Genomic DNA, 25891 nt, shown 5'->3' on the forward strand with positions numbered 1-25891 from the left:
CGCCAGTCGTTGTGCAAAGTGCCGGCGCACCGCTTGCGCGGGCGCCGGTCGGTGCATGACCTCAGAAGTCAAAGAACACCGTTTCCCCTTCGCCCTGGATGCGGATGTCGAAGCGGTAGGCGGTCTTGCCGTCCACTTCGCAGCGCTTGGCGATCAGGGTCTTGCGACGCTCCGGCTGCTCGATCAGGTTCAGCACCGGATCGACGGCATTGGCTTCGACTTCGTCGTCGAAGTAGAGGCGGGTCTGCAGCTGGATGTTGATGCCGCGGGCGAACAGCGACACGCTGATGTGCGGCGCCATCGGTTTGCCGGTGGCGTTCTTCACCACGCCCGGCTTGACGGTCTTCACCGTCCACTCGCCGGCATCGAAGGTGGTCGCGGTGCGGGCGAAGCCGTTGAAGGACTTCTCCAGGTCGTAGGCGGTGTCGTAGACGCCTTCGTGGTTGGCCTGCCAGAGCTCCAGGTAGGAGTCGCGGACCAGGTGGCCGTTACCGTCCAGGACCTTGCCGATCAGGACGATGTGCTCGCCCGGCGCACCCTCCTTGGCCATTTCGTTCCAGATTTCCTGTTCGCGGGTCGGGTTGCCGGCGGCGGCGCCGGCCAGGCCGATGTGCACGTAGGGACCAGCGGTCTGCGAGGGGGTTTCCGGCAGCAGTTCGTATTTCATGGTCGGCTCCTTCTCACTCACTGATTTTCGAAACAGGTCTGGCGCTGGCCACGCAGCACGATGTTGAAACGGTACGCCAGGCAGTCCATGGGCACGTTGCTGCTCAGGTCCAGGCGGCCGATCAGGGTCTCGATGGCGTCCGGGTTGGCGATGGTGCGGACGATCGGGCACTTCGGAATCAGCGGGTCGCCCTCGAAGTACATCTGGGTGATCAGTTTGGTGGAGATCGACGGGCCGCTGATCGACACGTGGATGTGCGACGGACGCCACTCGTTCGGGCCGTTGCGCCACGGGTAGGGACCGGGCTTGACGGTGCGGAAGTAGTAGTAGCCGTTCGCGTCGGTCAGGGTACGGCCGACCCCGCCGAAGTTGGGGTCCAGCGGCGCCAGGTAGCTGTCGTTCTTGTGACGGTAGCGGCCGCCGGCGTTGGCCTGCCACATTTCCACCAGGGTATGCGGAACCGGATTGCCGTACTGGTCGATCACCCGACCGCACATGATGACGCGCTCGCCGACCGGCAGACCGCCGTGGTTGAAGTTGAGCAGCAGGTCGTTGTCGTACTTGCCCATCTTCAGATGGGTGAAGTCCGGACCGGTGGTCTCCGAGAGGGACTGCGGAATGCTGACCAGGGCCTGGCTCGGCGAGCGGGCGATGGTGGTCTTGTAATCCGGGGTATAACCTTTCGGCTGCCAATTCCGGTCACGGGCGACGAAACGGCGGGTATCGAGCTCGGACATCTCAGGCTCCTTGTTCTTGGGATTGTGGAGTCGCTAGAACCGCAAGGCGGCTACGCGAGACGAAGTGTCACACCCGGGAGCCTGGATGGAAATTGAAAAGAACGCCTCGACACATAACCATATGGTTATGAATCTGTAGCCCCGCTCAGTTCCCTGGCCACCTGCCGCAACTCGTCGCAGAACCACTGCGCGGCCAGCGGCAGCGGCAGCGCCGAGTTCCAGCAGAAGCCGATCGAGCCGCCCGCCTCGCGCACGCCCAGGGCCAGCTCGACCAACTGGCCGGCCTGCAGATCCAGGCGCACCGCATCCAGCGGCGCCAGCCAGAGTGCGTCGCTGGAGAGCACATAGCGGCGGCTCAGCACCGGCGAGAGGGTTTCCAGGCGCTGCGCCGGCAGGGGAATGCCACACTGGACGAAGAAGCTCTCGGCATACTGGCGAATGGTGGTCCCGGCCAGCGGCAGAATCAGCGGATAATCGCCAAGCGGCGCCAGATCGGAGAGGTCGGCACCGAGCAGCGGGTGCCCGGGCCGGACCACCAGCGCCATGGACTCACTGTAGAGATGCTCGAAGGTCAGCCCGCGGATTTCCGGGCTGTCGGTCATCCGCCCGACCACCAGATCCAGCTCGCCGACCCGCAGCAGCGCGAGCAGGTAGGCGCTGAGGCCGGTGGCGACGCTGACCACCAGTGCCGGATGGTTGCGGTGCAGGCGCAGCACCACCTCCGGCATCACCTGGCTCTCCACCGTCGAAAGCACCCCGACGCGCACCACCCCGCCGGCCTGGCTGTCGCCGCGCAGGGTGTTGACGCCGTCGCGCAGGGCCTGCACGCAGGGCCCGGCATAGCGCAGGAAGGTGATCCCCGCCGGGGTCAGGGATACCCCGGACTTGCCGCGCTCGAACAGCCGGGCGTCGAGGATCTCCTCCAGCTCCTTGAGCGTCTTGGACATCGCCGGCTGGGACACTGCCAGGGCATCCGCCGCCTTGGCGAAGCTGCGCTGCCGGGCCACTTCGAGGAAGCTGACCAGATGGCGGAACTTGATACGGTTGTCGACAAGCATGGAGGCCCCGAAGGATCGGCCGGAAGGCATCCCGGCGAGATGGAGGTCAGTGTGCGCAAGCGCCGGCCGGCGGCCTGCCCCAGGCGAGAACCGCCGCCGAACAGCCGGGCCGGGAACGCAGTCCCGGCGGCCCCGCCCGCTTCAGGGGCGTTTCAGGCGAACACCACCGTGCGGTTGTCGTGCACCAGCACGCGGTCCTCAAGGTGATAGCGCAAGCCGCGGGAGAGCACCATCTTCTCCACGTCCTTGCCGAGGCGCACCAGGTCCTCGACGCTGTCCCGGTGGGTGATGCGCACCACGTCCTGCTCGATGATCGGGCCGGCGTCCAGTTCCTCGGTGACGTAGTGGCAGGTCGCGCCGATCAGCTTCACCCCGCGCAGCGAGGCCTGGTGATAGGGCCGGGCGCCGACGAAGGACGGCAGGAAGCTGTGGTGGATGTTGATCACCTGCATGGCGAACTCGCGGCACAATTGCGGCGGCAGGATCTGCATGTAGCGGGCCAGCACCACGGTGTCGGCGGCATGCTCCCGGACCAGCCGGGACACCTCGGCGAAGGCCGGCTCCTTGTTCTGCGGATCGACCGGCACATGGTAATAGGGAATGCCATGCCACTCGACCATGCTGCGCAATTCGTCGTGGTTGGCGATCACGCAGGGAATCTCGCAAGCCAGTTCGCCACTGTGCCAGCGGTGCAACAGGTCGGCCAGGCAATGGGACTCGCGGCTGGCCATCAGTACCACGCGCTTGAGCTGGCTGGAGTCGCTGACCCGCCACTCCATGGAAAACTCCCGGGCGATCGGCGCGAAGGCGCGACGGAACTCCTCGAGATCGAACGGCAGGGAGTCCGCGCGAATTTCATGGCGCATGAAGAACCAGCCGCTGTGGGTATCCGAATGGTGGCTCGCCTCGGTTATCCAGCCGTTGTAGGTGGCCAGGAAGTTACTGACCTTGGCGACGATGCCGACCCGGTCGGGGCAGGCGATCACCAGCCGAAATGTACGCATGATGAGGACAACTCCAGAACTCGCGAAAGCGCCATTCTAGCCACAGCGCCGGAAAACTTCAGTAATCCATACCGGGACAGGGAAAAACGGCCGGGCACGCACCCACAACACTCTGCACAACAGCCGGATTGCACTGCGCCGGAGGATAAACGGCAGATATCGCCGGGCCATCCCGGATTGAATCGGCACATCAAACAGGGCCATGCGGGACTTTTCTTCAAACACCGTTAATAGCCCGACGGGCACGGGCTCGAGTTTGTCGACATTCGCCGCGACGAAAGCACCGGCGATTCCATTGTCCGCCCATCGCGGCCAGGCTCACGTCGCCGTCGACTGTGCCCGAGTATTAGGGAGCGATAAAACTTCGCCCGGGCTACTTCTACGGCGACTTTCCGCAGGCGGCGAAAAAGGCCGCAATTAAAGTTAAACAAAGTTTTCTAGGATATTTACTTGCCAACAACGCCTGACTATCATTGAGCCAGAACTCGTCTAATCACCCCGCTGGGGGTTCAAGGTAAGTAAAATGTCCCTGATCAATGAATACCGTGCCACCGAAGAGGCCATCAAGGAGCTCCAGGAGCGCCTGAAGAATCTGTCCCAGGACGACAAACTGCAGAAGGAACTGGAGTTCGAGGGCAAACTGCGCAAGCTGATGGGGGAATATCAAAAGTCCCTGCGCGACATCAATGCCCTGCTCGATCCGGACGCCAAGCCCGTGCGCGGCGTGCGCAGCGCCAAGGCCGCGCCGGCGCCCACCAAGCGGGCCCGCAAGGTCAAGCAGTACAAGAACCCCTATACCAATGAAACCATTGAAACCAAAGGGGGCAATCACAAGACCCTGAAGGAATGGAAAGCCCAGTACGGCGCCGATGTCGTCGAGGCCTGGGCTACTCTGCTCGACTGAGCAAAGTCGCCAGACTGCAAAAGAAACGCCGGCGAGGCCGGCGTTCTTTATTGGTTCCGGATTTAGCCCGACACCTCACACGGCATAGCGCTCGCCCAACTGCCGTGCATATTCGCGCCAGGCCGCGAGTATCGAAAGCTGTTCGCCGCCCTTCTGCGCAAGCAGTTGTTTCAGCTGTGCATTGAAATTCTCCAGCGTATTGGGCGCTCCCCAAGCAGTGTCGCGCAGACGCTGCCGGCAGAATTCCCGCCAACTCTCCCCCTCGGCCACCGTCAAAGTTTCCGGAAAATTGCGCGCCCGATAGCGGAACAGCAACTCGGGGAGACGTGCGTCGTCGAATCCCCAGTTTTTCCCACCCAGATTTTGCGGCTCGGCCCGGCGCACTTGTTCGCAAAGACGCCGGTCGCGCTCACCGAAGAATCCACCATACAACTGCTGTTCCGGGTCCTCGCTGGCGGAAAATTCGTCGCCGGCATAAATCTGCGGCAGTTTTTCCTGCCAGACCTTTTGTGCCGCACACAACAAGTCCGCGCGCTTTTGGCACTCGGCCATCTCCAGTTGCAGACGCCCGACATCTTCCGCCCGCAATACCGACAAGGGCGCCAATACCGGACAACGATTGATATGCACGAGTTTCAGGGGCACCGGCAATTCGGCGGTGTCCAGTTCTTCGCGGCGGGTATACAGGCGGCGGCGCAAAACTTCCGCATCGAGGTCGAGCAGCGGCGCCGGGTCGGCCTGCAGGTCGCAGACGATCAGGGCATTGCGGTTGGAGGGGTGCCAGGCCAGCGGCAGGACCACCGCCAGGTAGCTACGCTCAGCAGCGAAACGCCCGGAGACGTGCAGCAGGGGGCGCAGCAGCCTGACCTGCTCCTGCACCCGCTGCTTGCTGCGCAACTGGTAGAGATAGCCATACAACTTGGGCTGGCGCTCGCGCAGCAGCCGGGCCAGGGCGATGGTCGCACGCACGTCGGCGAGGGCGTCGTGGGCTTGGCCGTGGTCGATGCCGTTGGCCGCGGTCAGCCGCTCCAGGCGGAGGGTGACCCGGCCCTCCTCCTGCGGCCATTGGATACCCTCGGGGCGCAAGGCGTAGGCGGTGCGCAGCAGGTCGATCAGGTCCCAGCGGCTGTTGCCGCCCTGCCACTCGCGGGCGTAGGGATCGAAGAAGTTGCGGTAGAGCGCGTAACGGCTGATCTCGTCGTCGAAGCGCAGGCTGTTGTAGCCCGCCGTACAGGTGCCGGGGCGGGCCAGTTCGGCATGCAGGCGGGTCACGAACTCGGCCTCGCACAGCCCGCGCTCGGCGAGCAGGTCCGGCGTGATACCGGTGACCAGGCAGGCCGCCGGATGCGGCAGGATGTCATCGGCCGGCCGGCAGTAGAGGTTCAGCGGCGTGCCGATCTCGTTGAGGTCTTCGTCGGTGCGAATCCCCGCCACCTGCAGGGGACGGTCGCAGCGCGGATTGATGCCGGTAGTTTCGTAGTCGTACCAGAAGATGCTGGAGGTCACTGGGGGATTCCCGTCGATGGAATGGCGAAAGTCTACCATTCGCCCCGGCGCGGGCCGGCGCGGTTGCCTGGCGGTCGGCGGCTGGCTAGCATCGGGCTTTCACGAGCACGGTCGACCGATGTCCGCGTCCCTCGCCCCGCCCCCTGCCGGCACCGCCCGGCAGCCGCCGCTGGATACCCGCTACCCGGTGGAGACGCCCGAAGGCATCGACCTCGCGCTGCATCCGGCCGGCCTGGTGCCGCGGGCCCTCGCCTTCGCCGTCGACCTGGCGATCCGCGGCCTGCTCCTGCTGCTGACCTTCCTCGCCCTCGGCCAGTTCGGCGAGCTGGGCATGGGCCTGACCAGCCTGCTCGTCTTCCTCGTCACCTGGTGGTACATGGTGCTCTTCGAGGTGCTCAACCAGGGCCGCTCGCCCGGCAAGCAGGTGCTCGGTCTGCAGGTGCTGCACGACGACGGCACCCCGGTCGGCTGGGCCGCCTCGCTGACCCGCAACCTGCTGCGCGTCGTCGATCTGCTGCCGTTCGGCTACAGCCTGGGCATCCTCAGTTGCCTTGCCCACCCGACCTTCAAGCGCCTCGGCGACCTGGCCGCCGGCACCCTGGTGGTCTACCGGGAGCGCCCGTCGTCGCACCCGGCCCTGCCCGAGGTCGCCGCGCAGCCGGCCCCCTTCGCCCTGCAGGCCGACGAGCGGCGTGCCCTGCTCGCCTTCGCCGAGCGCCAGAGCACCCTGTCCGCCGGGCGCCGCCGCGAACTGGCGGGCATCCTCGCCGGACCGCTGCAGGTGCCGGAGGAGCAGGCCGAGGCCCGGCTCCTCGGCATCGCCCGCGAACTTCTGGGGCCGACATGAAGCAGACTCCGTTCGAACGGCGCCACCAGGCCGACTGGCAGGACTTCGCCCGCCAGCTCGACGCCCTCGAGCGCGGCAAACCCGGACCGGACAGCCGCCAGTTCCCTGCCGCCTACCGGCGTCTCTGCCGGCAGCTGGCGCTGGCCGAGGAACGCGGCTACGGCAGCCGGCTGGTCGAACAGCTGCAGCAGCTGGCGCTGCGCGGCCACCACCAGTTCTACCGCCACCGCAGTCACCTGGGCGCCCAAGGCATCGGTTTCCTGCTCGGCGGCTTCCCGCACCTGGTTCGCGAGGAGTGGCGCCTGGTGCTGGCCGCCAGCCTGCTGTTCTACGGCAGCCTGCTGGCCATGGGCCTGCTCGTCTACCACTTTCCGGAGCTGGTCTACAGCCTGCTCGCCCCCGACCAGGTGGTGCAGCTGGAAGCCATGTACGACCCCGACGCCAGCCGCCTCGGCCGCTTCGGCGAACGCAGCTCCGCCGCCGACTGGATGATGTTCGGCTACTACGTCATGAACAACCTCGGCATCGCCTTCCAGACCTTCGCCGGCGGCCTGCTGCTCGGCCTCGGCAGCCTGTTCTTCCTGCTCGTCAACGGCCTGTCGATCGGTGCGGCGGCCGGCCACCTGACCGGCATCGGCTACACCGACACCTTCTGGCCGTTCGTGATCGGCCACGGGGCCTTCGAGCTGACGGCCATTACTTTTGCCGGCGCAGCCGGTCTCAAGCTCGGCTGGGCCCTGTTCGCCCCCGGCCGCCTGCCGCGCGGCGAGGCACTGCGCCAGGCTGCGGCGCGCAGCGTGCGGCTGGTCGCCGGGGCGCTGCTGCTCCTGCTGATCGCCGCCTTCGTCGAGGCCTACTGGTCATCCATGACCTTCACCGGGACGCCGCTCAAGTACGCGGTCGGCGTCCTGCTCTGGGGGCTGGTGGCGGCCTACTTCCTGCTGGCCGGACGCCCAGCCCATGCGCCCGACTGACAGCGTCGCGGTCCTCCGCCCGCGCAGCCCCTGGGAAGCCATGGACCTCGGCGTGCTGCTGGCGCGGCGCCACGCCGGCCTGCTGATGCTCGCCTGGGCGCTGCCCGCCCTGCCGCTGCTGGCCCTGCTCAGCCTGCTGCTCTGGGAGAGCCCCGGCTGGGTTCTGCTGATCTTCTGGTGGCTGAAGCCGCTCGGCGAGCGCCTGCCACTGTTCATCCTCTCCCGCGCCCTGTTCGGCGCGACGCCGCGCCTGGGCGAGAGCCTGCGCGCCCTGCCCGGCCTGCTCCGCGCGGAATGGCTGGCCAGCCTGACCCGGCGGCGCTTCAACCCGGCGCGCAGCTTCGATCTGCCGGTGCTGCTGCTCGAGGGCGTCGCCGGCCAGGAACTGCAGCAGCGCCGCGCCACCCTCGCGGCAGGCAGCGGCAAGCGCGGTGCCGGCTGGCTGACCCTGGTCGGCCTGCATCTGGAGCTGGCGCTCTGGCTCGGCCTGCTGGCCTTCCTTTATCTGCTGCTGCCGGCGCCGGCGAGCGCCGACCTCGACTGGCAGCGCCTGCTGGACGGTACGCCGGAGGAGTGGCTGTGGCTGGAGCACCTGACCAACGGGCTTTATGCGCTGGTGCTGATGGTCTGGGAACCGCTATACGTCGCCTGCGGCTTCGGTCTCTACCTGAATCGCCGCATGCACCTCGAAGCCTGGGACCTCGAAGTGGCCTTCCACCGCCTGCGCCGGCGCCTGAGCGGCGCGGCCGGCATCCTGCTGCTCGCCGCCGGCCTGGTGCTGGCGCTTCCCGACGCGGCCCTGGCCCAGCCATCGGCCCCGCAGCCGCCCCCGGCGCTGGACCGCCAGGCGGCCCGCGCGGACATCCAGGCCCTGCTCGGGCAAGCGCCCTTCCACCGACGCGAAGAAACCCTCCGCTGGCGGTTCGGCGAACCCGCGCAGCCGAGCATCGGCGCCCGGCCGTTCGACGCCGTCGGCCTCGCCCGCCGGCTGGCCGGGGCGCTGGAAATCCTCCTCTGGGCGACGGTCGGCGCCGGTGCGGCGCTGCTGGCCTGGCGCTATCGCGACTGGCTGACGGCCTTCGCCGGACGTGTCGCGCCCTCCGTCCGGCGCCCCCCGCCGCTACCGGCCGCGCATTCCGTTCCCCGATCCGAGCCGCCTGCGCTGCCCGCAGACATCGCCGCGGAGGCCGAACGACTGTGGGCCGACGCCCCCGACCAGGCGCTCGCCCTGCTCTACCACGGTCTGCTCGAGCGCCTGCGCGAGGATTACCGCCTACCGCTGAGCGAGGCCGATACCGAAGGCGAGGTGCTGCATCGGGTCCGCCGGCTGGAGCAGATCGAGCTGCAACGCCTCGCCGAGACCCTGACCCTGCACTGGCAGAATCTCGCCTACGGTCGGCAGCCGCCGCCGGCCGAGCTGAAGGAGCCGCTGCTCGCCGCCTGGCGGCGCCAGTTCGGCGTCGGAAGAACGCCATGAGCGGGCGGCAGCGCCTCGTCGCCATCGGCATCGGGCTGGCCCTCGTGCTGTTCGGCGCCTGGCTGCTCGGCCGGCTGCAGCCCTACCGGGAAATCGTCGAGCGCGGTCCGACGCCGCAGGCCCGCGCCAACCCCTACCTGGCCGCCGAACTCTTCCTGCGCCGCCAGGGCCTCGACGTGCGCCGCGGCGGCGGACTGGAAGCCCTCCCGGCTCGCCCCGACGGTGCGCAGACCCTGCTCTTGCTCGGCGAGCGCGAGCGCATGACCCCGCGCCAGGCCGAACGGGTGCTCGCGTGGACCGCTGCCGGTGGGCGTCTGGTGTTCGTCGCCGAACGGTTGTGGGACGAGAAGGCCGGCCGCAGCGGCGACCTGCTGCTCGACGGACTGGGCATCCAGCAGTACCTCAGCGCAGAGCTGGCCATCGGCGAGCCGCGGGACGACGACCGGCGCCGGGCGGAGCTGGCCCGCTTCTACCTGCAGAACGAGAAGACCCCGGCCTATCTGGCCTTCGACACCGCCTTCCACCTCTACGACAGCCGCCACCGTACTTACGCTTGGGCCAACAGCGGCGAGGCCACCCATCTGCTGCAAGTGCATCACGGACGGGGCACCGTCACGGTGGTGAGCGACGCCTGGATCTGGGAGAACCCGAACATCGGCAACCACGATCACGCCTGGCTGCTCTGGTACCTGAGCCGGGACAGCCAGGTCACCCTGGTCCACCGGGTCGCCGGCGAGGGCCTCGCGACCCTGCTGCTGCGTCATTTCCCCGCGGCCCTACTGGCGCTGGCCTTGCTGGCCGGCGGCCTCCTGTGGCGTGCCGGCCTGCGCCGGGGCCCGCCACTGCCGGCCGCCCGCCCGGCGCGCCGGCAACTCGAGGAGCACCTGCGTGCCGATGCCGACTTCCTGCTCCGCCGCGGCGGCCAGGCCAGCCTGCTGCAAGGCCTGCAACAGGATATCCGGCGCCGCGCCGGCCACCGCGAGCTGCGCTTCGCCGAACTGCCCGAGGAGGCGCAGTGGCAATTGCTGGCCCGCTTCGGGCGGCTGCCGGCCGAGCACATCGGCCAGCTCATGCGGCCGCCGGACCAGGCGCTGTCCGCCGCCGACTTCACCCGCCAGGTCGCCGACCTGCAACGACTCAGGAACACCCTATGAACGACACAAGCGCTCTCCCGACGCTCTCCCGCCAGCAGGTGGGCCGGTTGCTCCAGGCCCTGCGCGAGGAGATCGGCAAGGCGGTGATCGGCCAGCAGGCGGCCATCGACGACCTGCTGACCGCACTGATCGCCAACGGCCATGTGCTCGTCGAAGGCGTTCCGGGACTCGGCAAGACCCTGCTGGTACGGGCCCTGGCCCGCTGCTTCGGCGGCGACTTCGGACGTATCCAGTTCACCCCCGACCTGATGCCCAGCGACGTCACCGGACATGCGGTGTACGACCTCGCCAGCGAGCAGTTCAAGCTGTGCAAGGGGCCGGTGTTCACCCACCTGCTGCTCGCCGACGAGATCAACCGCGCTCCGGCCAAGACCCAGGCGGCCCTGCTGGAAGTCATGCAGGAGCGCCAGGTGACCCTGGAGGGCCGTACCCTGCCGGTGCCGCAGCCGTTCCTGGTACTGGCCACGCAGAACCCGATCGAACAGGAAGGCACCTACCCGCTGCCGGAGGCCGAACTGGACCGCTTCATGCTCAAGCTGCGCATGGACTACCCGGAGGCCGCCGACGAGTTGGCCCTGGTCCGCCAGGTCGCCCGCTCGACCCGTGCCGACATGCTCGAGGTCACTGCCCTGCGCCCCCTGCTGCAAGCCGCCGACGTGCTGGCGCTGCAGCAGTTGGCCAGCACGCTGCCGCTCGACGAGCAGGTGCTCGACTACGCCGTGCGTCTGGTACGCCGCACCCGCGACTGGTCCGACCTGACCCTCGGCGCCGGACCGCGCGCCTCGATCGACCTGGTACGCTGCGGCCGGGCCCGTGCCCTGCTGCGCGGCGGCGACTTCGTGCTGCCCGACGACATCAAGGCGTGCGCCCTGGCCGTGCTGCGCCACCGCGTCTGCCTGGCGCCGGAGCTGGACATCGAGGGCCTGTCGGCGGACCAGGTGCTCCTGCAGTTGCTCGATCAGGTCGCGGCGCCGCGGCCATGACGCCCTCGCGCCGGCTCCTCGCCCTGCTCGGCATTCTGTTCCTCGCCGCCCTGCCGCTCGGCGCCCGCTCGGCCCTGAACGGCGAGGGATCGCCGGGCTTCGAGGCACTCTGGTGGGGGCTGCTGGGCGCCCTGCTGCTGCTCGCCGGCCTCGATGCCGCTGGGCTGCACTGGCGCTCCTCGCCCCGCCTGAAGCGCCTTCTGCCGGGCCATCTGCCCCAGGGCCGCTGGAGCGAGGTGCGCCTGAGCCTCGCGCACGACTACCGCCTGGCGCTGTCCGTGGAACTCTTCGACCACCTGCCTGCCGGCATGCTCGGCGAGCCTCTGCCGCTACGCCTTGAACTGCGGCCCGGTATCGAGACCGAGTGCGGCTACCGGCTCCGCCCCCTCGAACGCGGGCACTTCCGCTTCCAACGCTGCGAGGTCGCCCTGCCCAGCCTACTTGGGCTGTGGCAGGGACGACGGCTCGTCGAGCTGCCCGGCGAGACCCGCGTCTACCCGGACTTCGCCCGCCTCTACAGGGCCCAGCTGATGGCCGTGGACACCTGGCTCGGCCGCCTCGGCGTGCGCCAGCTGCCGCGCCGCGGCCTCGGCCAGACCTTCCATCAACTGCGCGAGTTCCGCGACGGCGATACCCTGCGGCAGATCGACTGGAAGGCGACGGCACGCAAACACACGCCCATCGTTCGCGAATACCGCGACGAGCGCGACCAGCAGATCCTCTTCCTGCTCGACTGCGGCCGGCACATGCGCAGCCGGGACGGCGAACTCGCCCACTTCGACCACGCCCTCGACGCCTGCCTGCTGCTCGCCTACGTGGCGTTGCGCCAGGGCGACGCGGTGGGGCTGGCGACCCTCGCCGGCGAGCAGGACCGCTACCTGGCCCCGGCCAAGGGCAATGCCCAGTTGAACGCCCTGCTCAACGCCGTCCATGATCTGCAGACCACCCGCCGTCCGGCGGACTTCGCTGCGGCGACGAATCTGCTGCTGCGCCGCCAGCGCCGCCGCGCCCTGGTGGTGATCCTCAGCAACCTGCGCGACGAGGACGACGACGAGCTGCCGGCGGCGGTCCGCCGCCTGGCCCGCCGCCACCGGGTGCTGGTCGCCAGCCTGCGCGAGGAAGTACTCGACCGGCTGTGCCGCACGCCGGTGGAGAACCAGGCGGACGCCCTGGCCTATTGCGGCACGGTCGACTATCTCAACGCCCGTGCCGGCCTGCACGAACGCCTGGCGGCGGCGGGCATCCCGCTGCTCGACGTGCGCCCCGCCGAGCTGGGCCCCGAACTGGTCGGGCGCTATCTGGCCTGGAAGCGGGCCGGGGTGCTGTAGGCGCCGGCCGGCTCAGGCCGGCGAGGCGTTGGGATGGAACGTGAAGTAGTGGCGCAGGACCTCGACCAGTTCGAGGTACTCGGCGGGCGGGTCGATCAGCGCAAAGCCCGAGTCGAAGCTGCCGGGCGTCACGTCCTCGCGGGTCCAGCGGCAGGTGGCGGAAAAGTCGATGTGGTACGGCTGACCGTCGCGCCCCGGGATCTTCAGGCGCATGTCGAACTCGGCGAGCACCAGCATCGGCCATGGACTGATCAACATCAGACCTTCCCGGGAAATATTGCCGATGTAGCCCATCGGCTTGTCGGTGACCCGGTTGAACACCTTGAGGTAGTAGGGCAGCTGGTGGCGTTCGATACGACGTTGGATAGGCATGGTCGCTGGCTAGTCGCTGGTCAAAGTCGTGAGTATGGCCATAGTGCCGGTCAGGGACCAGCGTTCCATTATTGGACCTGTCGGTTGCCATTTATGCTCCCCGCCCCTCACGAAATATCCCGCGTGAGTTAGTCTGATGCGCAGCGAACCCCCAGGCCGGCGCCCTCCAAGCGCACGGCAAGCCCCAAGGAGATAATGATGAACCTGCACCAGTTGCTCGTCGTGATCGACCCCACCCAGGAGGCTCAGCCGGCCCTGGAACGGGCCGCCTGGCTGGCCCGCAATACCGGTGCAGCCCTGGAACTGCTGGTCTGCGAATTCGAGCCGGCCCTGGACAACAGCCTGCTGTTCGACGAGCAGCAGACCGAACAGGCGCGTACCGCGCTACTCGCCCACCGCCTCGCGCGGCTCGAGGAACTGGCCGTGCCGCTGCGTGCCGAAGGCCTGTCGGTACAGATCGAGGCGCGCTGGGGAAAACCGCTGCACCGAACGATCCTCGCCCGGGTCGAAGAGCTGAAGCCGGATCTAGTATTCAAGGCCGCCCACAGCCACAGCCTGCTCAAGCGCCTGCTGCTGACCAATACCTGCTGGCAGCTCCTGCGCCACTGCCCGGCGCCGCTCTGGCTGGTCCATCACGGCCCGTGGCAGGGCCAGCGCCTGTGTGCCGCCCTCGATCCGCTGCACAGCGCCGACAAGTCGGCCCATCTCGACCACCGCCTGATCGCCGCCGCTCGCGAGCTGGCCGGGCGCCTGCAGCTGGATGCCCATTACCTGCACTGCTACGCGCCGTTGCCGCGCAGCCTGGTCTTCGATGCCGAGCTGGTCGCCACCTACGACGCCTACGTCGAGCGCGGCAGCCGGCAGCACCGCCAGGCCTTCGAGCAACTGCTCGCGCCCTACGCGGTTCCCGCCAGCCACCGTCACCTGGAGCAGGGCTATCCGGAGGAGCTGATCCCCCGCTTCGTGCGCGACCGACAGATCGACCTGCTGCTGATGGGCGTCGTCGCCCGCGGCCACCTGGACAACGCGCTGATCGGCAATAGCGCCGAACGGGTGCTGGAGGCGGTGGAGTGCGACCTCCTGGTGCTCAGGTAGCGCGGCCGGACAATGACTACAGCGTCCCGGCGTAGTAGCCTCGGCCGCAGCGTCCCATAAGGAGTTCCGCATGACGTTTCGCCGCACCAAAATCGTCGCCACCCTCGGCCCAGCCAGCAGCTCGCCCGAACGGCTCGAGCAACTGATCCTCGCCGGGCTCGATGTCGCCCGCCTGAACTTCTCCCACGGCACCGCGGACGAACACCGCGCCCGCGCCCATCTGGTCCGCGAGCTGGCCGCCAAGCACGGTCGTTTCGTCGCTCTGCTCGGCGACCTGCAGGGACCGAAGATCCGCATCGCCAAGTTCGCCGGCAAGCGCATCGAACTGAAGGAAGGCGACAGCTTCCGCTTCTCCGTCACCCACCCGCGCGACGCGGGCACCCAGGAGGTGGTCGGCATCGACTACCCGGACCTGGTGAAGGACTGCAACGTCGGCGACGAACTGCTGCTCGACGACGGCCGGGTGGTCATGGTGGTCCGCGAGAAGACCGCCGACGAGCTGCACTGCACGGTACTGATCGGCGGCCCGCTGTCCGACCACAAGGGCATCAACCGCCGCGGCGGCGGTCTCACCGCACCGGCCCTGACCGCCAAGGACAAGATCGACATCAAGCTGGCCGCGGAACTGGACCTGGACTATCTGGCGGTGTCCTTCCCCCGCGATGCCGCCGACATGGAGCTGGCCCGGCGCCTGCGCGACGAGGCCGGCAGCAAGGCCTGGCTGGTGGCCAAGATCGAACGTGCCGAGGCGGTCGCCGACGACGCGGCCCTCGACGGCCTGATCCGCGCCAGCGATGCGGTGATGGTGGCGCGCGGCGACCTCGGCGTGGAAATCGGCGACGCCGAGCTGGTCGGTATCCAGAAGAAGATCATTCTCCACGCGCGGCGCTACAACAAGGCGGTGATCACCGCGACGCAGATGATGGAGTCGATGATCCACAGCCCGATGCCGACCCGCGCGGAAGTCTCGGACGTGGCCAACGCGGTGCTCGACAACACCGACGCAGTGATGCTCTCGGCGGAAAGCGCCGCCGGCGAATACCCGGTGGAAGCGGTGCAGGCCATGGCGCGCGTCTGCCTGGGCGCGGAACGCCACCCGACCAGCACCCGCTCCAGCCATCGCCTCGGTCACACCTTCGAGCGCTGCGACGAGAGCATCGCCCTGGCGGCCATGTACACCGCCAACCACTTCCCCGGCGTGAAGGCGATCATCAGCCTCACCGAAAGCGGCTACACCCCACTGATCATGTCGCGCATCCGCTCTTCGGTGCCGATCTTCGCCTTCTCGCCGCACCGCGAAACCCAGGCGCGGGTGGCGCTGTTCCGCGGCGTCTACACGGTGCCCTTCGACCCCGCGGCAGTGGCGCCGGAGAAACTCAGCCAGGCGGCGGTGGACGAACTGATCAAGCGCGGTGTGGTCAAGCCGGGCGACTGGGTGCTGCTCACCAAGGGCGACAGCTACAACACCATCGGCGGCACCAACGGCATGAAGATCCTGCACGTGGGCGAGCCGCTGCTCTGAGCCGAATGGCCGCTCCCGCGAGCGGCCATTTCATTTCACGAGGACGCCGAGCGGCGGCCGGTACGGGCGTCGGTAGGCTCCCAGCTCGCCTCGCAGCGGTTCCGGCCGTTGTGCTTGGCCCGGTAGAGGGCTTGGTCGGCACGCTGCAGGGCAAGGTCCAGGTTGTCGCCGCGCTGCAGGCGGGTCATGCCGATCGACAGGCTGAGGCCACCCAGCGACAGACCCAGGGGCTCGGCGGTGGAAAAAGCCTCGCGCAACCGCTCGCAGCAAATCGAGATCTGGTCCAGGTTGACGCCGGGCAGCAACAGCACGAACTCCTCGCCGCCATAGCGGGCCAGCACGTCGCCCTCGCGCAGGCAAGCCTGCGCCAGTGTCGCGAAAGTCTGCAGGACCCGGTCCCCAGCGGCATGCCCATAGCGGTCGTTGATCCGCTTGAAATGATCGAGATCGATCAGCGCCAAGCCGTACTGGCCTTGCGCCGGCAGGCGGGTCAGCTCGCGCTCGGCCAGGCGCAGGAAATGCCGGCGGTTGCAGAGCCCGGTCAACTCGTCGGTGGAAGCCTGATCCTCCAGCTGGCGCATCATCCCGCGCAGGGTGTTCTGGTGCGCCACCAGAGCATGGCGCCGCTGGTGCATGCGCTGGCGCATCGCATTGATGTAGCGGCCGAACAGGCAGAGCCAGAAGAGCAGCGCGAACAGCGTCGCCAGCTGCAGGAGAGGCAGCTCGGGGGCGACCGCCTGCAGTCGATAGGCATCCCACAGCTCGAGACCGACGAAGCCGACGAAGCCGAAGGCCGCACAGCGGGCAAAAGCGCGAGCCGGCAGCTGGAAAAGACCGAACAGCAGGATCGGCGCATAGAACGCGAGCAAGGTACCGCGGGCCTCACCGTTCAGGCAGCCGAGCAGGCCAGTCTGCCAGAACAGGGCCACCAGCACCTGCGCCTCGATCATCCCGGGATCGCGCAGGCGCAGATTGCGCTCGCTGCGCAGCAGCAGGAAAAAGACCAGTTGGCTGAGAACGAGCAGAACGCCGCCGAGCAAGGGCACGGCGAGCGGAACCCGGCCATGACCGGTCGCAATTGCCAGCATCAGCAGCAGCACGGCCATCGCGTAGGTTCCCAACGCCATGGCGAAGCGGTTCAGCAACAGGCGCTGCAGGGCTTGCGGCTCCAGCCGCGTAGTCGACGTGTTCATGGGGTCCATCCCGCGGCAACACCAATGGGAAACTCTATCGGCTGGCCAAACAGCTGCCTAGCCGTCATACGCCTTTGGCCCAAGCGGTTGTTCCCGGCCCTGTCGGGCGCGTTATACTGCGGCGATTTTTCGCACCGGACACGGGTTCGGCGCATCGAAGTTCCTGCCCAATAAAGGAGCGCAGCATGACCGTGATCAAGCAAGACGACCTGATTCAAAGCGTCGCCGACGCCCTTCAGTTCATCTCCTACTACCACCCCGTCGACTTCATCCAGGCCATGCACGAGGCCTATCTGCGCGAAGAGTCGCCGGCTGCACGCGACTCCATTGCCCAGATCCTGATCAACTCCCGCATGTGCGCCACCGGTCATCGCCCGATCTGCCAGGACACCGGCATCGTCACCGTGTTCGTCAAGGTCGGCATGGACGTCCGCTGGGATGGCGCCACCCTGAGTGTAGACGACATGATCAACGAGGGCGTGCGCCGCGCCTACAACCTGCCGGAAAACGTCCTGCGCGCCTCGATCCTGGCCGATCCGGCCGGTGCCCGCAAGAACACCAAGGACAACACCCCGGCGGTCATCCACTACTCCATCGTCCCAGGCGACAAGGTGGAAGTGGACGTCGCCGCCAAGGGCGGCGGCTCCGAGAACAAGTCGAAGATGGGCATGCTCAACCCGTCCGACTCGATCGTCGACTGGGTGCTGAAGACCGTGCCGGAAATGGGCGCCGGCTGGTGCCCGCCGGGCATGCTCGGCATCGGCATCGGCGGTACCGCCGAGAAGGCCGCCCTGCTGGCCAAGGAATCCCTCATGGAAGAGATCGACATCCATGAGCTGAAGGCCCGTGGCCCGCAGAACCGCGTGGAAGAGCTGCGCCTGGAGCTGTTCGAGAAGGTCAACCAGCTGGGCATCGGCGCCCAGGGCCTCGGCGGCCTGACCACCGTCCTCGATGTTAAGATCAAGGACTACCCGACCCACGCCGCCTCCCTGCCGGTGTGCATGATCCCCAACTGCGCCGCTACCCGTCACGCCCACTTCGTGCTCGACGGCTCCGGCCCGGCCAGCCTGGAAGCCCCGAGCCTGGACGCCTACCCGGAAATCGTCTGGGAAGCCGGCCCGAGCGCCCGTCGCGTCAACCTCGACACCGTCACCCCGGAAGAAGTGCAGAGCTGGAAGCCGGGCGAGACCCTGCTGCTCAACGGCAAGATGCTGACCGGCCGCGACGCCGCGCACAAGCGCATGGTCGACATGCTGAACGCCGGCGAGAAGCTGCCGGTAGACCTGAAAGGCCGCTTCATCTACTACGTCGGCCCGGTCGATCCGGTGCGCGACGAGGTCGTCGGCCCGGCCGGTCCGACCACCGCGACCCGCATGGACAAGTTCACCCGCCAGATCCTCGAAAGCACCGGCCTCTTGGGCATGATCGGCAAGTCCGAGCGCGGCCCGGTTGCCATCAGCGCCATCAAGGACAACAAGGCCGTGTACCTGATGGCCGTCGGCGGCGCCGCCTACCTGGTCGCCCAGGCGATCAAGGCCTCCAAGACCCTGGCCTTCCCGGAACTGGGCATGGAAGCGATCTACGAGTTCGAGGTCAAGGACATGCCGGTCACCGTGGCCGTCGATAGCCAGGGCGAGTCGGTGCACATCACCGGCCCGGCGCTATGGAAGCAGAAGATCGCCGACTCCCTGGTGAAGCTGAGCTAAACCTGCGCTCCAGGCCCGCCAGCTCGGCGGGCATCTCGCAACAGGCCCATGCCCCGCGCATGGGCCTGTTGCTTTTCGGGGTGCGAAGTCCCGCCGCCGTCGCGAAAGCGCTACCATGGCGCCCCGTCTTCGCCCGCCCGTCGCCATGTCCCATTCCGTTTCGCCGATCGGCTACCTGCGCTCCTGTTTCAAGGAGAAATTCGCCATTCCGCGCCAGCCGCAACTGGCGCCGGCCGCCCGTGGCGTACTGGAGCTGCTGCCACCCTTCGACCAGGCGCAGGCCATCGAGGGTCTCGATCAGGTCAGTCATGTCTGGCTGCTGTTTCTCTTCCACCAGGCGCTGGAGGACAAACCGCGCCTCAAGGTCCGCCCTCCCCGCCTGGGCGGCAACCGCTCCCTCGGCGTGTTCGCCACCCGCTCGACCCACCGGCCGAACGGCATCGGCCAGTCGGTGGTCCGCCTGGAGAAGGCCGAACCCGGCCGCCTGTGGCTGTCCGGCATCGACCTGCTGGACGGCACGCCGGTGTTCGATATCAAACCCTACGTGCCCTACGCCGACTGCCTCCCGCAGGCCCGCAACGCCATCGCCGAGGCGCCGCCGCCGCTGATTGCGCTGGAGTGGAGCGAGTCGGCGCTGCAGCAGGCGCAGGCGCATGCCGACCGCCTGGGCGAGCCGCTGATCGAGCTGATCGAGCAGTGCCTGGCCCAGGACCCACGGCCGGCCTACCAGGTGCCCGAGCCCTCGCGCCGCTACGGGGTGCACTTCTGGGACGTGGAGGTACGCTGGCACTACCCGCAGCCGGAGCGGATCCGCGTACTGGAAGTGCTGAAGGCCTGAGAGCGCCCGAAAACGACGAAGCCCGGACGGGCCGGGCTTCGCAGAGTACGGGAGAGCGCCCTACTTCTCGACGAAGGCGCGCTCGATCAGGTAGTCGCCCGGCTCGCCCATGCGCGGGGATATCTTCAGGCCGAAGCTGTTCAGCACGTCGCAGCTCTCGTCGAGCATGCTCGGGCTGCCGCAGATCATCGCGCGGTCGTCCTGGGGATTGAGCGGCGGCAGGCCGATATCCTCGAACAGCTTGCCGTTGCGCATCAGGTCGGTGAGACGCCCCTGGTTGCGGTAGGGCTCGCGGGTGACCGTGGGGTAGTAGATCAGCTTCTCCCTCACCGCATCGCCGAAGTACTCGTTCTGCGCCAGGTGCTCGGTGATGAACTCCTGGTAGGCCAGCTCGCTGACCTGGCGCACGCCGTGGATCAGCACGACCTTCTCGAAGCGCTCGTAGACCTCCGGGTCCTGGATCAGGCTCACGAAGGGCGCGAGGCCGGTACCGGTGCTGAGCATGTAGAGGTGCTTGCCGGGCAGCAGGTCGCCGGTCACCAGGGTGCCGGTGGGCTTGCGGCTGACCATCAACTGGTCGCCTTCCTTCAGGTGCTGCAGCCGCGAGGTGAGCGGACCGTTCTGCACCTTGATGCTGAAGAACTCGAGGTGTTCCTCGTAGTTCGGGCTGGCAATGCTGTAAGCCCGCATAAGGGGGCGCCCATCGACCTCCAGACCGATCATCACGAACTGACCATTCTCGAAACGCAGGCCGGGGTTGCGGGTGGTCTTGAAACTGAACAGGGTATCGTTCCAGTGGTGGACACTGAGGACACGCTCTACGTTCAGGTTGCTCATTCGGGGCTCCTTCGAGGGGATGGCGCTGCCTTGCGGCACGATTGCCGCCAATTCTAGAAGGCGCCAAACTATCTGTTAAGCAAATTATCAAGATATAGATAATCGGTTATATAGATATGCGATTCACCCTTCGCCAGCTCGAAGTCTTCGCCGCCGTGGCCCGCCTGGAAAGCGTCACCCGCGCCGCCGAATTCCTCGCCCTTTCCCAGTCCGCGGCCAGCACCTCGCTGACCGAGCTGGAACGCCAGTCCGACTGCCAGCTCTTCGATCGCGTCGGCAAGCGCCTCCGGCTCAATGCCCTGGGTCGGCAACTGCTGCCCCAGGCCATGGCGCTGCTCAACCAGGCACGGGAAATCGAGGATCTGCTCGACGGCAAGGAAGGCTTCGGCTCGCTGGCCGTCGGCGCCACGCTGACCGTGGGCAACTATCTGGCGACCCTGCTGATCGGCGCCTTCATGCAGCGCCACCCGCAGTCGCGGGTCCGACTGCATGTGCAGAACACCGTGCACATCGTCCAGCAGGTGGCCAACCACGAGCTGGATCTCGGCCTGATCGAAGGCTGCTGCCAGCATCCCGACGTGGAGTTGCAGCCCTGGGTGGAAGACGAGCTGGTGGTGTTCTGCGCCCCGCAGCACCCCCTGGCGCAACGCGGCCGGGCGAGCCTGGACGAGCTCGCCGGCGAGGCCTGGATCCTTCGCGAACAAGGCTCGGGCACCCGTCTGACCTTCGATCAGGCCATGCGCCATCATCGTCCGGCGCTGAACATCCGCCTGGAGCTGGAACATACCGAGGCGATCAAGCGGGCGGTCGAGTCCAGCCTGGGCATCGGCTGCATCTCCCGCCTGGCCCTGCGCGATGCCTTCCGGCGCGGCAGCCTGGTGCCGGTGGAAACCCCGGAGCTAGACCTGAAGCGGCAGTTCTGCTTCCTCTGGCACAAGCAGAAGCTGCATACCGCGGCCATGCGCGAATTCCTCGAACAATGCCGGGCGCTGACCGCCGGAGTGCAGCGCAGCGACGAGATCGTCCTGCCGCCGATCGCCTAGCGGCCGCGCCGGGAGCGGTCAGGCCGGCAGCGACTCCAGCTGCTGCAGCAGCAGGGCCGCCTGGGTGCGGGTGCGTACCCCGAGCTTGCGGAAGATCGCCGTCACATGGGCCTTGACGGTCGCCTCGGAGACGCTCAGCTCGTAGGCGATCTGCTTGTTCAGCAGGCCGTCGCAGACCATGCTGAGCACCCGGAACTGCTGCGGCGTCAGGCTGGCGAGGCCGGCGCTGGCGGCCTTCGCCTCGGCGGAGACGCTGACCGTTTCCTGGATCTGCGGCGGCCACCACTCGTCGCCGTCGAGCACCGCGCGCACTGCCTGCTGCAGGGTCTCCAGGGAACTGGACTTGGGAATGAAGCCGGTCGCGCCGAACTCGCGGGCCCGCGTCACCACCGCGGCATCCTCCTGGGCGGAGATCATCACCACCGGAATCTGCGGATACTGCCCGCGCAACAGGACCAGCCCGGAAAAACCGTGGGCACCGGGCATGTTGAGATCGAGCAGGACCAGGTCCCAGTCCGCCTTCTCCTCCAGGCGGGCCTCCAGCGCAGCGATGCTGTCCGCCTCGACCAACCGCACCACGGGGCCCAGCCCGAGGGTCAGCGCCTGCTGCAAGGCACTGCGGAACAGCGGATGGTCATCGGCGATCAGGATTTCATAAGAAAGCATTGGCGGATCCCGTTTCTTGTCGTGAAGACCTGATACGACAGCGAGCCAGGGCAGGACGAGCAACCTGCCCGCGGCTCCACACCCGCAGAACGGGCGTGGCCGGTCATTCAGGCGGAAAATTGCAGTTTACGCGCTTTTCCGGCAGGACGGGGCCGCTTCGCTTGCCCGGCCGGCAGCCCGCCGATGAGCCGCGTCAAAGGAAGGCCCGCAGGCGCCGGTGCACCGCATCGCCGAGGTCCACGGGAAAACTCCGCTTGGCCGCCAGGTAGTGCCCGGTGAACACATCCAGATAGGCGGCCAGCGCCTCGCCGGCGCGCCGGTCGCCGGCCAGCTCCAGACAGAGCGCGGCGACCTCCGCGGTACACAGGTGATCGTCGCGCTTCGAGCGGCGCAGACGATAGCGCGACAGCTGCTCCGGCTGCAGGCCGAGCACCGGCAGGTCGTCGAGATAGGGACTCTTGCGGAACATCTTGCGCGCCTCGGTCCAGGTAGCGTCGAGGAGGATGAACAACGGCCGCCGGCCCGCCTCCCGGCGCACCTCGCCGACCACCCGCTGCGGCGCCGCGTACTCGCCGGGGAACACCACATAGGGCTGCCACTGCGGATCGCCGAGCAGCGCCGGCAGACGCGCATCCACCTCGGTACGCGACCAGCCGAAGGCAGCGGTATCGGCCACCACGTCGGCGATCAGCCAGCCGGTATTGCTCGGCTTGAGCGGTTCGATGTCGTGCATCAGCAGGCAGATGCCGGACTCGGCAGCGACCCGTGGGCGCCAGGCGCACAGGCAATGGCTGACCGGCACCCGGCAGGCCGGGCAACGCGGCATCCTCGAGCCGCGTGCCAGAAAGGGTTTCAGGCTGCGCGCCAAGCGCTCCTCGCGCAGGCGGGACACGGCATGGCTCACGGGGATGGCACAAGGGTCACGGGGGATCGGCACAGTCGTCGGCACAGGCAGGAGTCGGGGGCGGCAGTCTAGGGCCTCGCAGAACGTTCGGGCAAACCCGGCCTGCCGGGCGGGCGGGACGGCAAGATTGTCGCCGCCGCCAACCTACCTATAATGCGACGCCTCGACTGCCGGAATATCGGCCCGGATCGCCGGCAACCCACCTTCAGGAGATTCCCATGTTGCGACCGACTGCCCTTGCCCTCTGCCTCCTTCTGCCGACGACCGCCCTGGCCGCCTCCCTGAAGGATTTCGAGCTGACCAGGATGCTGGAGAAGGTGGCCAAGGAAAGCAGCGTAGGCACGCCGCGGGCGATCAACGAGGACATCCTCGACCAAGGCTACACCGTGGACGGCAACGAGTTGATCAACCACCTCAGCGTGCGCTCCTCGCACGCCCGGCAGATGCGTGCCCATCCCGATGCCGTGCGTACCCAGCTGCTGGGCAGCGTGTGCAGCAACCGGGGCTTTCGCCAACTGCTCGCCAAGGGCGCGGTGCTGCGTTACCAGTTCAGCGAATACCAGAGCAACCGTCCGGTGACCAGCGAGCGCTACAACGCCGCCGACTGCAACCTGTAAGCGGCGCAGCCGGCGACGCGCCGGGCATCGCTCAGGCGCGGGCGCGCAACAGCGCCGGATCGCCCCGGCCGGCGAGAACCTCGGCCTCCTCCCGGGTGAGCAGCGCGCCGACCGGCACCTCCAGCAGCGTGGCGCAGGCCTCCAGGACATGGGCCCAACTGGCGCGATTGGCGAACAGCATGCCGGCCTCGTCGAGGGTGCCGCCGGCATTGCGGTAGCCGAGCGCCAGCGCGCGGCGCGCATCCGGCAGGATCGGCCAGAGATGCCCGCGGGCGACCTCCGGGCGCATGTGGGTCAGCAGCACGCGCCGCCCGTGGCTGTCCGGGAACAGCCGGGCAATCAGTTCGCCATCGGCCAGCGCCGCCGCTTCCCAGCGGTCGCGCGACGCGCGAAAGCGTCCCGGCTCCTGCAGGTAGACCAGCCGATAGGCCTGGCCAGCCGCCCCCAGGCGCTCGGCCGCGCGGCACATCTCCGCCAACTGGTAGCTGCCGTTGGCGATCAGCAGCAGCGGCTCGGCACCGGCCTGCTCCTCGACGATCAGCGCGCCCTCGCGGGCCAGTTGCTCGGCCTGCAAACGATCGAAGAGCACCGGGCGCTCGTGCTTGGGCACCACCAGGCAGGCCAGTTGCCCGCGCGTTTCGTAGAGGGACGGCAGCAGGGCCAGCAGGCTGTTGTGATCGGCCGGAAAGACCACCCGCAGCATGTCGCCCATCTCGCCGAGCAGCACCTCGGCGAAGGTGGTGTCCTGGTGCGACTGCTGGTTCTTGCCGCTCTCCCAGGTGTGCGAGGTAGCCACCAGCGGCCAGCCCAGCCAACCGGCCGGGCGGCCGGCCTCCTTCTGCTGACGGGCGAAGATCAGGCTCTGGCGCACCGCGCCGAGCATCTTCACGCAGAAGGCCTCGTAGCTGGCCACCAGGTTGAGCCCGCCCTGATTGCCCAGGCAAGCGGACACCACCGCCTCCTCGTTCAGCGCGGTGACGACCTTGCCGTCGAGCGCCTCCAGCTCGGTCTCGGGTTGGCAGACGCGATGCTTGAGCGCCTTGAGCACACCGCCCAGGCGGTTGCTGGCCAGCTCGTCCGGGTTGCCGACCCGCGGGCGCAGCCCCGGATTGGCCTGCACCAGGTCGACGAAGAAATGGTCCAGCGCGGCCATCGGCGAACTCTGTTCGCCCGCCTTGCGGTAGTGCAACGCGGGTATCGCCGGCGCCGCCGGGGAGCGCACGGCCAGCGGATTGTCGCGCGCCAGCGGACGCCCCTGACGCGCCGCAGCGAACCGCGCGCAGGCGGCAGAAAGCTCCTGCGGCGCCACCCACAGCGCCGCCGCATGGCGGTTGAACAGCTCCCGCGAATCGGCGTCGTGCTGCGGGCAGCCCGGCAACGGCAGGTTGTGCGCGGCATCGCTGCCGGCGCCGTAGAAACCGAAGCCCTTCACCGTCTCGGCGATGCCGTAGGGAATCGGTAGCGGGTAGCGCAGGATGCCCCGCTCCAGCTCCTCCACCCGCCGTCCCAGGCGCTGCTGCATTTCCCAGAGGGTGCAGGCGAAAGCCGCCGGATCGCGGCCGTCGAAGCCGATCGGATCGAAGCCGCAGCGGCGCAGGTGCAGGCGAAAACCCTCCAGGCCCTCATGGCTGCCCAGTTCGGTGCGCTGCTCGATGCGCCGGCCATTGGCGATCATCACCGGCAGCGCCACGCCGCAGTCCCCGGCGCGCCACCAGCGCGGCATCCAGTCGCTGCCGCGCTGCTCCTCGGCGGCACCGTCGGAGAGGAAGGCCACCAGAGTCTCTCCCGGCAGCGGCAGATGCGCGTACTGCAACTCGGCAAAGCCCAGGTAGCCGCCCTCGGCGATCCCGCCGGCGGTGTAGGCGTTGACGTGACTGCCCAGCGGCGCGGCCGGACGGCCGTCGGCGGCCTGCCGGTAGCCGTAGAAGTCCTGCACCAGGCGACTCATGCCGGCCTCGTCGCAGGGATAGGCGCGGGCCTGCTCGGGCAACTGGTTGCCGGTCAGCAGATTGAGCGCATCGATGGCCGCCACGCAGTGCCCCTGGCCCATCAGCCAGCCGCGGTTCTCGCCGCTCAGGAGGTTCAGGGCAAGGTAGCCGGCGTAGGCCGGCACCATGTTCAACGCACCGCCGGTGTGACCTTCCGGGCTGGTCTTGAAGTCTTCGGCCGCAAGCGGCGCGCCGTCCAGGCGCACGCACCGGGCGTAGGTCATGTGCACCACCAGCCAGAGCCCCGCGGCGGTCAGCCGGTCGAGCGCGTGCAGCAGGCGGTAGACGCCGGCCACATCGGGCTGCAGGCCGGCCTGAACCAACTGGTGGGCCAGGCGGAACACCCCGGCCTGGGTCTCGGCGGCATGCTGCAGGAGGCCATAGCCCTGGCGCCACTGGGCAAAGGAAGGCTCGACCCGGGCGTGCTCGTCCAGCTCGGCGAGGGGCGGCAGAATCTGATGCATCGCGGGC

General features: G+C 68.1%; 24 protein-coding genes. 13 read left to right on the forward strand and 11 right to left on the reverse strand.

Going from position 1 to position 25891, the window contains the following annotated elements; genetic code table 11:
- Positions 1-61: 61 nt before the first annotated feature.
- From pcaG to purU, 4 genes are all read right to left on the reverse strand, one after another.
- On the reverse strand, positions 62-667 hold the full coding sequence (pcaG, locus tag BMY22_RS15390) for a protocatechuate 3,4-dioxygenase subunit alpha (protein ID WP_090622042.1): 606 nt from the start codon (positions 665-667) through the stop codon (positions 62-64).
- 17 nt (positions 668-684) lie between these two features.
- Positions 685-1404: a protocatechuate 3,4-dioxygenase subunit beta gene (pcaH, locus tag BMY22_RS15395; protein WP_090622044.1), complete on the reverse strand. Its 720-nt coding sequence runs from the start codon at positions 1402-1404 to the stop codon at positions 685-687.
- A gap of 125 nt (positions 1405-1529) precedes the next feature.
- Positions 1530-2462: a pca operon transcription factor PcaQ gene (pcaQ, locus tag BMY22_RS15400; RefSeq protein ID WP_090623582.1), complete on the reverse strand. Its 933-nt coding sequence runs from the start codon at positions 2460-2462 to the stop codon at positions 1530-1532.
- A gap of 152 nt (positions 2463-2614) precedes the next feature.
- A complete protein-coding gene (purU, locus tag BMY22_RS15405) occupies positions 2615-3466 on the reverse strand; it encodes a formyltetrahydrofolate deformylase (protein ID WP_090623584.1) in 852 nt (283 codons plus the stop codon).
- Between the two features lie 523 nt (positions 3467-3989).
- Here purU and mvaT point away from each other — a divergent pair.
- Positions 3990-4370, forward strand: a complete 381-nt coding sequence (mvaT, locus tag BMY22_RS15415) for a histone-like nucleoid-structuring protein MvaT (RefSeq protein ID WP_090623590.1) — start codon at positions 3990-3992, stop codon at positions 4368-4370.
- Between the two features lie 75 nt (positions 4371-4445).
- Here the strand turns inward: mvaT and sbcB are convergent, their stop codons facing one another.
- On the reverse strand, positions 4446-5876 hold the full coding sequence (sbcB, locus tag BMY22_RS15420) for an exodeoxyribonuclease I (RefSeq protein ID WP_090623592.1): 1431 nt from the start codon (positions 5874-5876) through the stop codon (positions 4446-4448).
- A gap of 118 nt (positions 5877-5994) precedes the next feature.
- On the opposite strand from sbcB, the gene BMY22_RS15425 reads away from it, so the two are divergent.
- The 6 genes from BMY22_RS15425 to BMY22_RS15450 are packed head-to-tail and all read left to right on the forward strand — an operon-like array spanning position 5995 to position 12639.
- A complete protein-coding gene (locus BMY22_RS15425) occupies positions 5995-6723 on the forward strand; it encodes an RDD family protein (protein WP_090623594.1) in 729 nt (242 codons plus the stop codon).
- On the forward strand, positions 6720-7697 hold the full coding sequence (locus BMY22_RS15430) for a stage II sporulation protein M (RefSeq protein WP_090623597.1): 978 nt from the start codon (positions 6720-6722) through the stop codon (positions 7695-7697). The genes BMY22_RS15425 and BMY22_RS15430 overlap by 4 nt, the downstream gene beginning before the upstream one ends.
- Positions 7684-9174 (forward strand): DUF4129 domain-containing protein, encoded by a 1491-nt coding sequence (locus tag BMY22_RS15435; protein ID WP_208599300.1) that lies wholly within the window; start codon positions 7684-7686, stop codon positions 9172-9174. The genes BMY22_RS15430 and BMY22_RS15435 overlap by 14 nt, the downstream gene beginning before the upstream one ends.
- Positions 9171-10328 carry a DUF4350 domain-containing protein gene (locus BMY22_RS15440; protein WP_090623599.1) on the forward strand — a complete coding sequence of 386 codons (1158 nt, stop codon included), beginning with the start codon at positions 9171-9173 and terminating at the stop codon, positions 10326-10328. Before BMY22_RS15435 ends, BMY22_RS15440 begins: the two co-directional genes overlap by 4 nt.
- Positions 10325-11311 carry an AAA family ATPase gene (locus tag BMY22_RS15445; protein WP_090623601.1) on the forward strand — a complete coding sequence of 329 codons (987 nt, stop codon included), beginning with the start codon at positions 10325-10327 and terminating at the stop codon, positions 11309-11311. The genes BMY22_RS15440 and BMY22_RS15445 overlap by 4 nt, the downstream gene beginning before the upstream one ends.
- Entirely contained in the window at positions 11308-12639 is a 1332-nt protein-coding gene (locus BMY22_RS15450) for a DUF58 domain-containing protein (RefSeq protein WP_090623603.1), read from the forward strand. Before BMY22_RS15445 ends, BMY22_RS15450 begins: the two co-directional genes overlap by 4 nt.
- Positions 12640-12651: 12 nt before the next feature.
- Here the strand turns inward: BMY22_RS15450 and BMY22_RS15455 are convergent, their stop codons facing one another.
- The gene (locus BMY22_RS15455; RefSeq protein WP_090623606.1) at positions 12652-13011 is read right to left on the reverse strand and encodes a PilZ domain-containing protein; all 360 of its coding nucleotides are present in this window, start codon (positions 13009-13011) and stop codon (positions 12652-12654) included.
- Between the two features lie 198 nt (positions 13012-13209).
- Here BMY22_RS15455 and BMY22_RS15460 point away from each other — a divergent pair, with 198 nt between their 5' ends.
- Both BMY22_RS15460 and pyk read left to right on the forward strand, forming a co-directional pair.
- Entirely contained in the window at positions 13210-14106 is an 897-nt protein-coding gene (locus BMY22_RS15460) for a universal stress protein (protein WP_090623608.1), read from the forward strand.
- A gap of 70 nt (positions 14107-14176) precedes the next feature.
- A complete protein-coding gene (pyk, locus tag BMY22_RS15465) occupies positions 14177-15628 on the forward strand; it encodes a pyruvate kinase (RefSeq protein WP_090623609.1) in 1452 nt (483 codons plus the stop codon).
- A 35-nt stretch (positions 15629-15663) separates the two neighbouring features.
- On the opposite strand, the gene BMY22_RS15470 is transcribed toward pyk, so the two are convergent.
- Positions 15664-16821 (reverse strand): GGDEF domain-containing protein, encoded by a 1158-nt coding sequence (locus BMY22_RS15470; protein ID WP_090623612.1) that lies wholly within the window; start codon positions 16819-16821, stop codon positions 15664-15666.
- A 185-nt stretch (positions 16822-17006) separates the two neighbouring features.
- Here BMY22_RS15470 and BMY22_RS15475 point away from each other — a divergent pair, with 185 nt between their 5' ends.
- Together BMY22_RS15475 and tsaA are read left to right on the forward strand one after the other, a co-directional pair.
- Positions 17007-18527: a fumarate hydratase gene (locus BMY22_RS15475; RefSeq protein ID WP_090623613.1), complete on the forward strand. Its 1521-nt coding sequence runs from the start codon at positions 17007-17009 to the stop codon at positions 18525-18527.
- Positions 18528-18672: 145 nt separating this feature from the next.
- Positions 18673-19365 (forward strand): tRNA (N6-threonylcarbamoyladenosine(37)-N6)-methyltransferase TrmO, encoded by a 693-nt coding sequence (gene tsaA / locus BMY22_RS15480; RefSeq protein ID WP_090623615.1) that lies wholly within the window; start codon positions 18673-18675, stop codon positions 19363-19365.
- Positions 19366-19425: 60 nt separating this feature from the next.
- On the opposite strand, the gene fpr is transcribed toward tsaA, so the two are convergent.
- Complete coding sequence (gene fpr, locus BMY22_RS15485; RefSeq protein ID WP_090623617.1) at positions 19426-20202, reverse strand: ferredoxin-NADP reductase; 777 nt, start codon at positions 20200-20202, stop codon at positions 19426-19428.
- 116 nt (positions 20203-20318) lie between these two features.
- Here fpr and BMY22_RS15490 point away from each other — a divergent pair, with 116 nt between their 5' ends.
- Positions 20319-21245 carry a LysR family transcriptional regulator gene (locus BMY22_RS15490; protein WP_090623619.1) on the forward strand — a complete coding sequence of 309 codons (927 nt, stop codon included), beginning with the start codon at positions 20319-20321 and terminating at the stop codon, positions 21243-21245.
- An 18-nt stretch (positions 21246-21263) separates the two neighbouring features.
- Here BMY22_RS15490 and erdR read toward each other — a convergent pair whose 3' ends face one another.
- Positions 21264-21911, reverse strand: a complete 648-nt coding sequence (gene erdR / locus BMY22_RS15495; protein ID WP_090623622.1) for a response regulator transcription factor ErdR — start codon at positions 21909-21911, stop codon at positions 21264-21266.
- A gap of 193 nt (positions 21912-22104) precedes the next feature.
- Entirely contained in the window at positions 22105-22815 is a 711-nt protein-coding gene (locus tag BMY22_RS15500) for a tRNA-uridine aminocarboxypropyltransferase (protein ID WP_170849408.1), read from the reverse strand.
- A gap of 218 nt (positions 22816-23033) precedes the next feature.
- Between BMY22_RS15500 and BMY22_RS15505 the strand changes: the two genes are divergently transcribed.
- Positions 23034-23432 (forward strand): quorum-sensing-regulated virulence factor family protein, encoded by a 399-nt coding sequence (locus BMY22_RS15505; protein ID WP_090623626.1) that lies wholly within the window; start codon positions 23034-23036, stop codon positions 23430-23432.
- Between the two features lie 31 nt (positions 23433-23463).
- On the opposite strand, the gene BMY22_RS15510 is transcribed toward BMY22_RS15505, so the two are convergent.
- Positions 23464-25884: a phosphoketolase family protein gene (locus BMY22_RS15510; RefSeq protein ID WP_090623654.1), complete on the reverse strand. Its 2421-nt coding sequence runs from the start codon at positions 25882-25884 to the stop codon at positions 23464-23466.
- Positions 25885-25891 lie beyond the last annotated feature (7 nt).

Origin of the sequence: Azotobacter beijerinckii, from assembly GCF_900110885.1 — a bacterium.
Classification (GTDB): domain Bacteria; phylum Pseudomonadota; class Gammaproteobacteria; order Pseudomonadales; family Pseudomonadaceae; genus Azotobacter; species Azotobacter beijerinckii.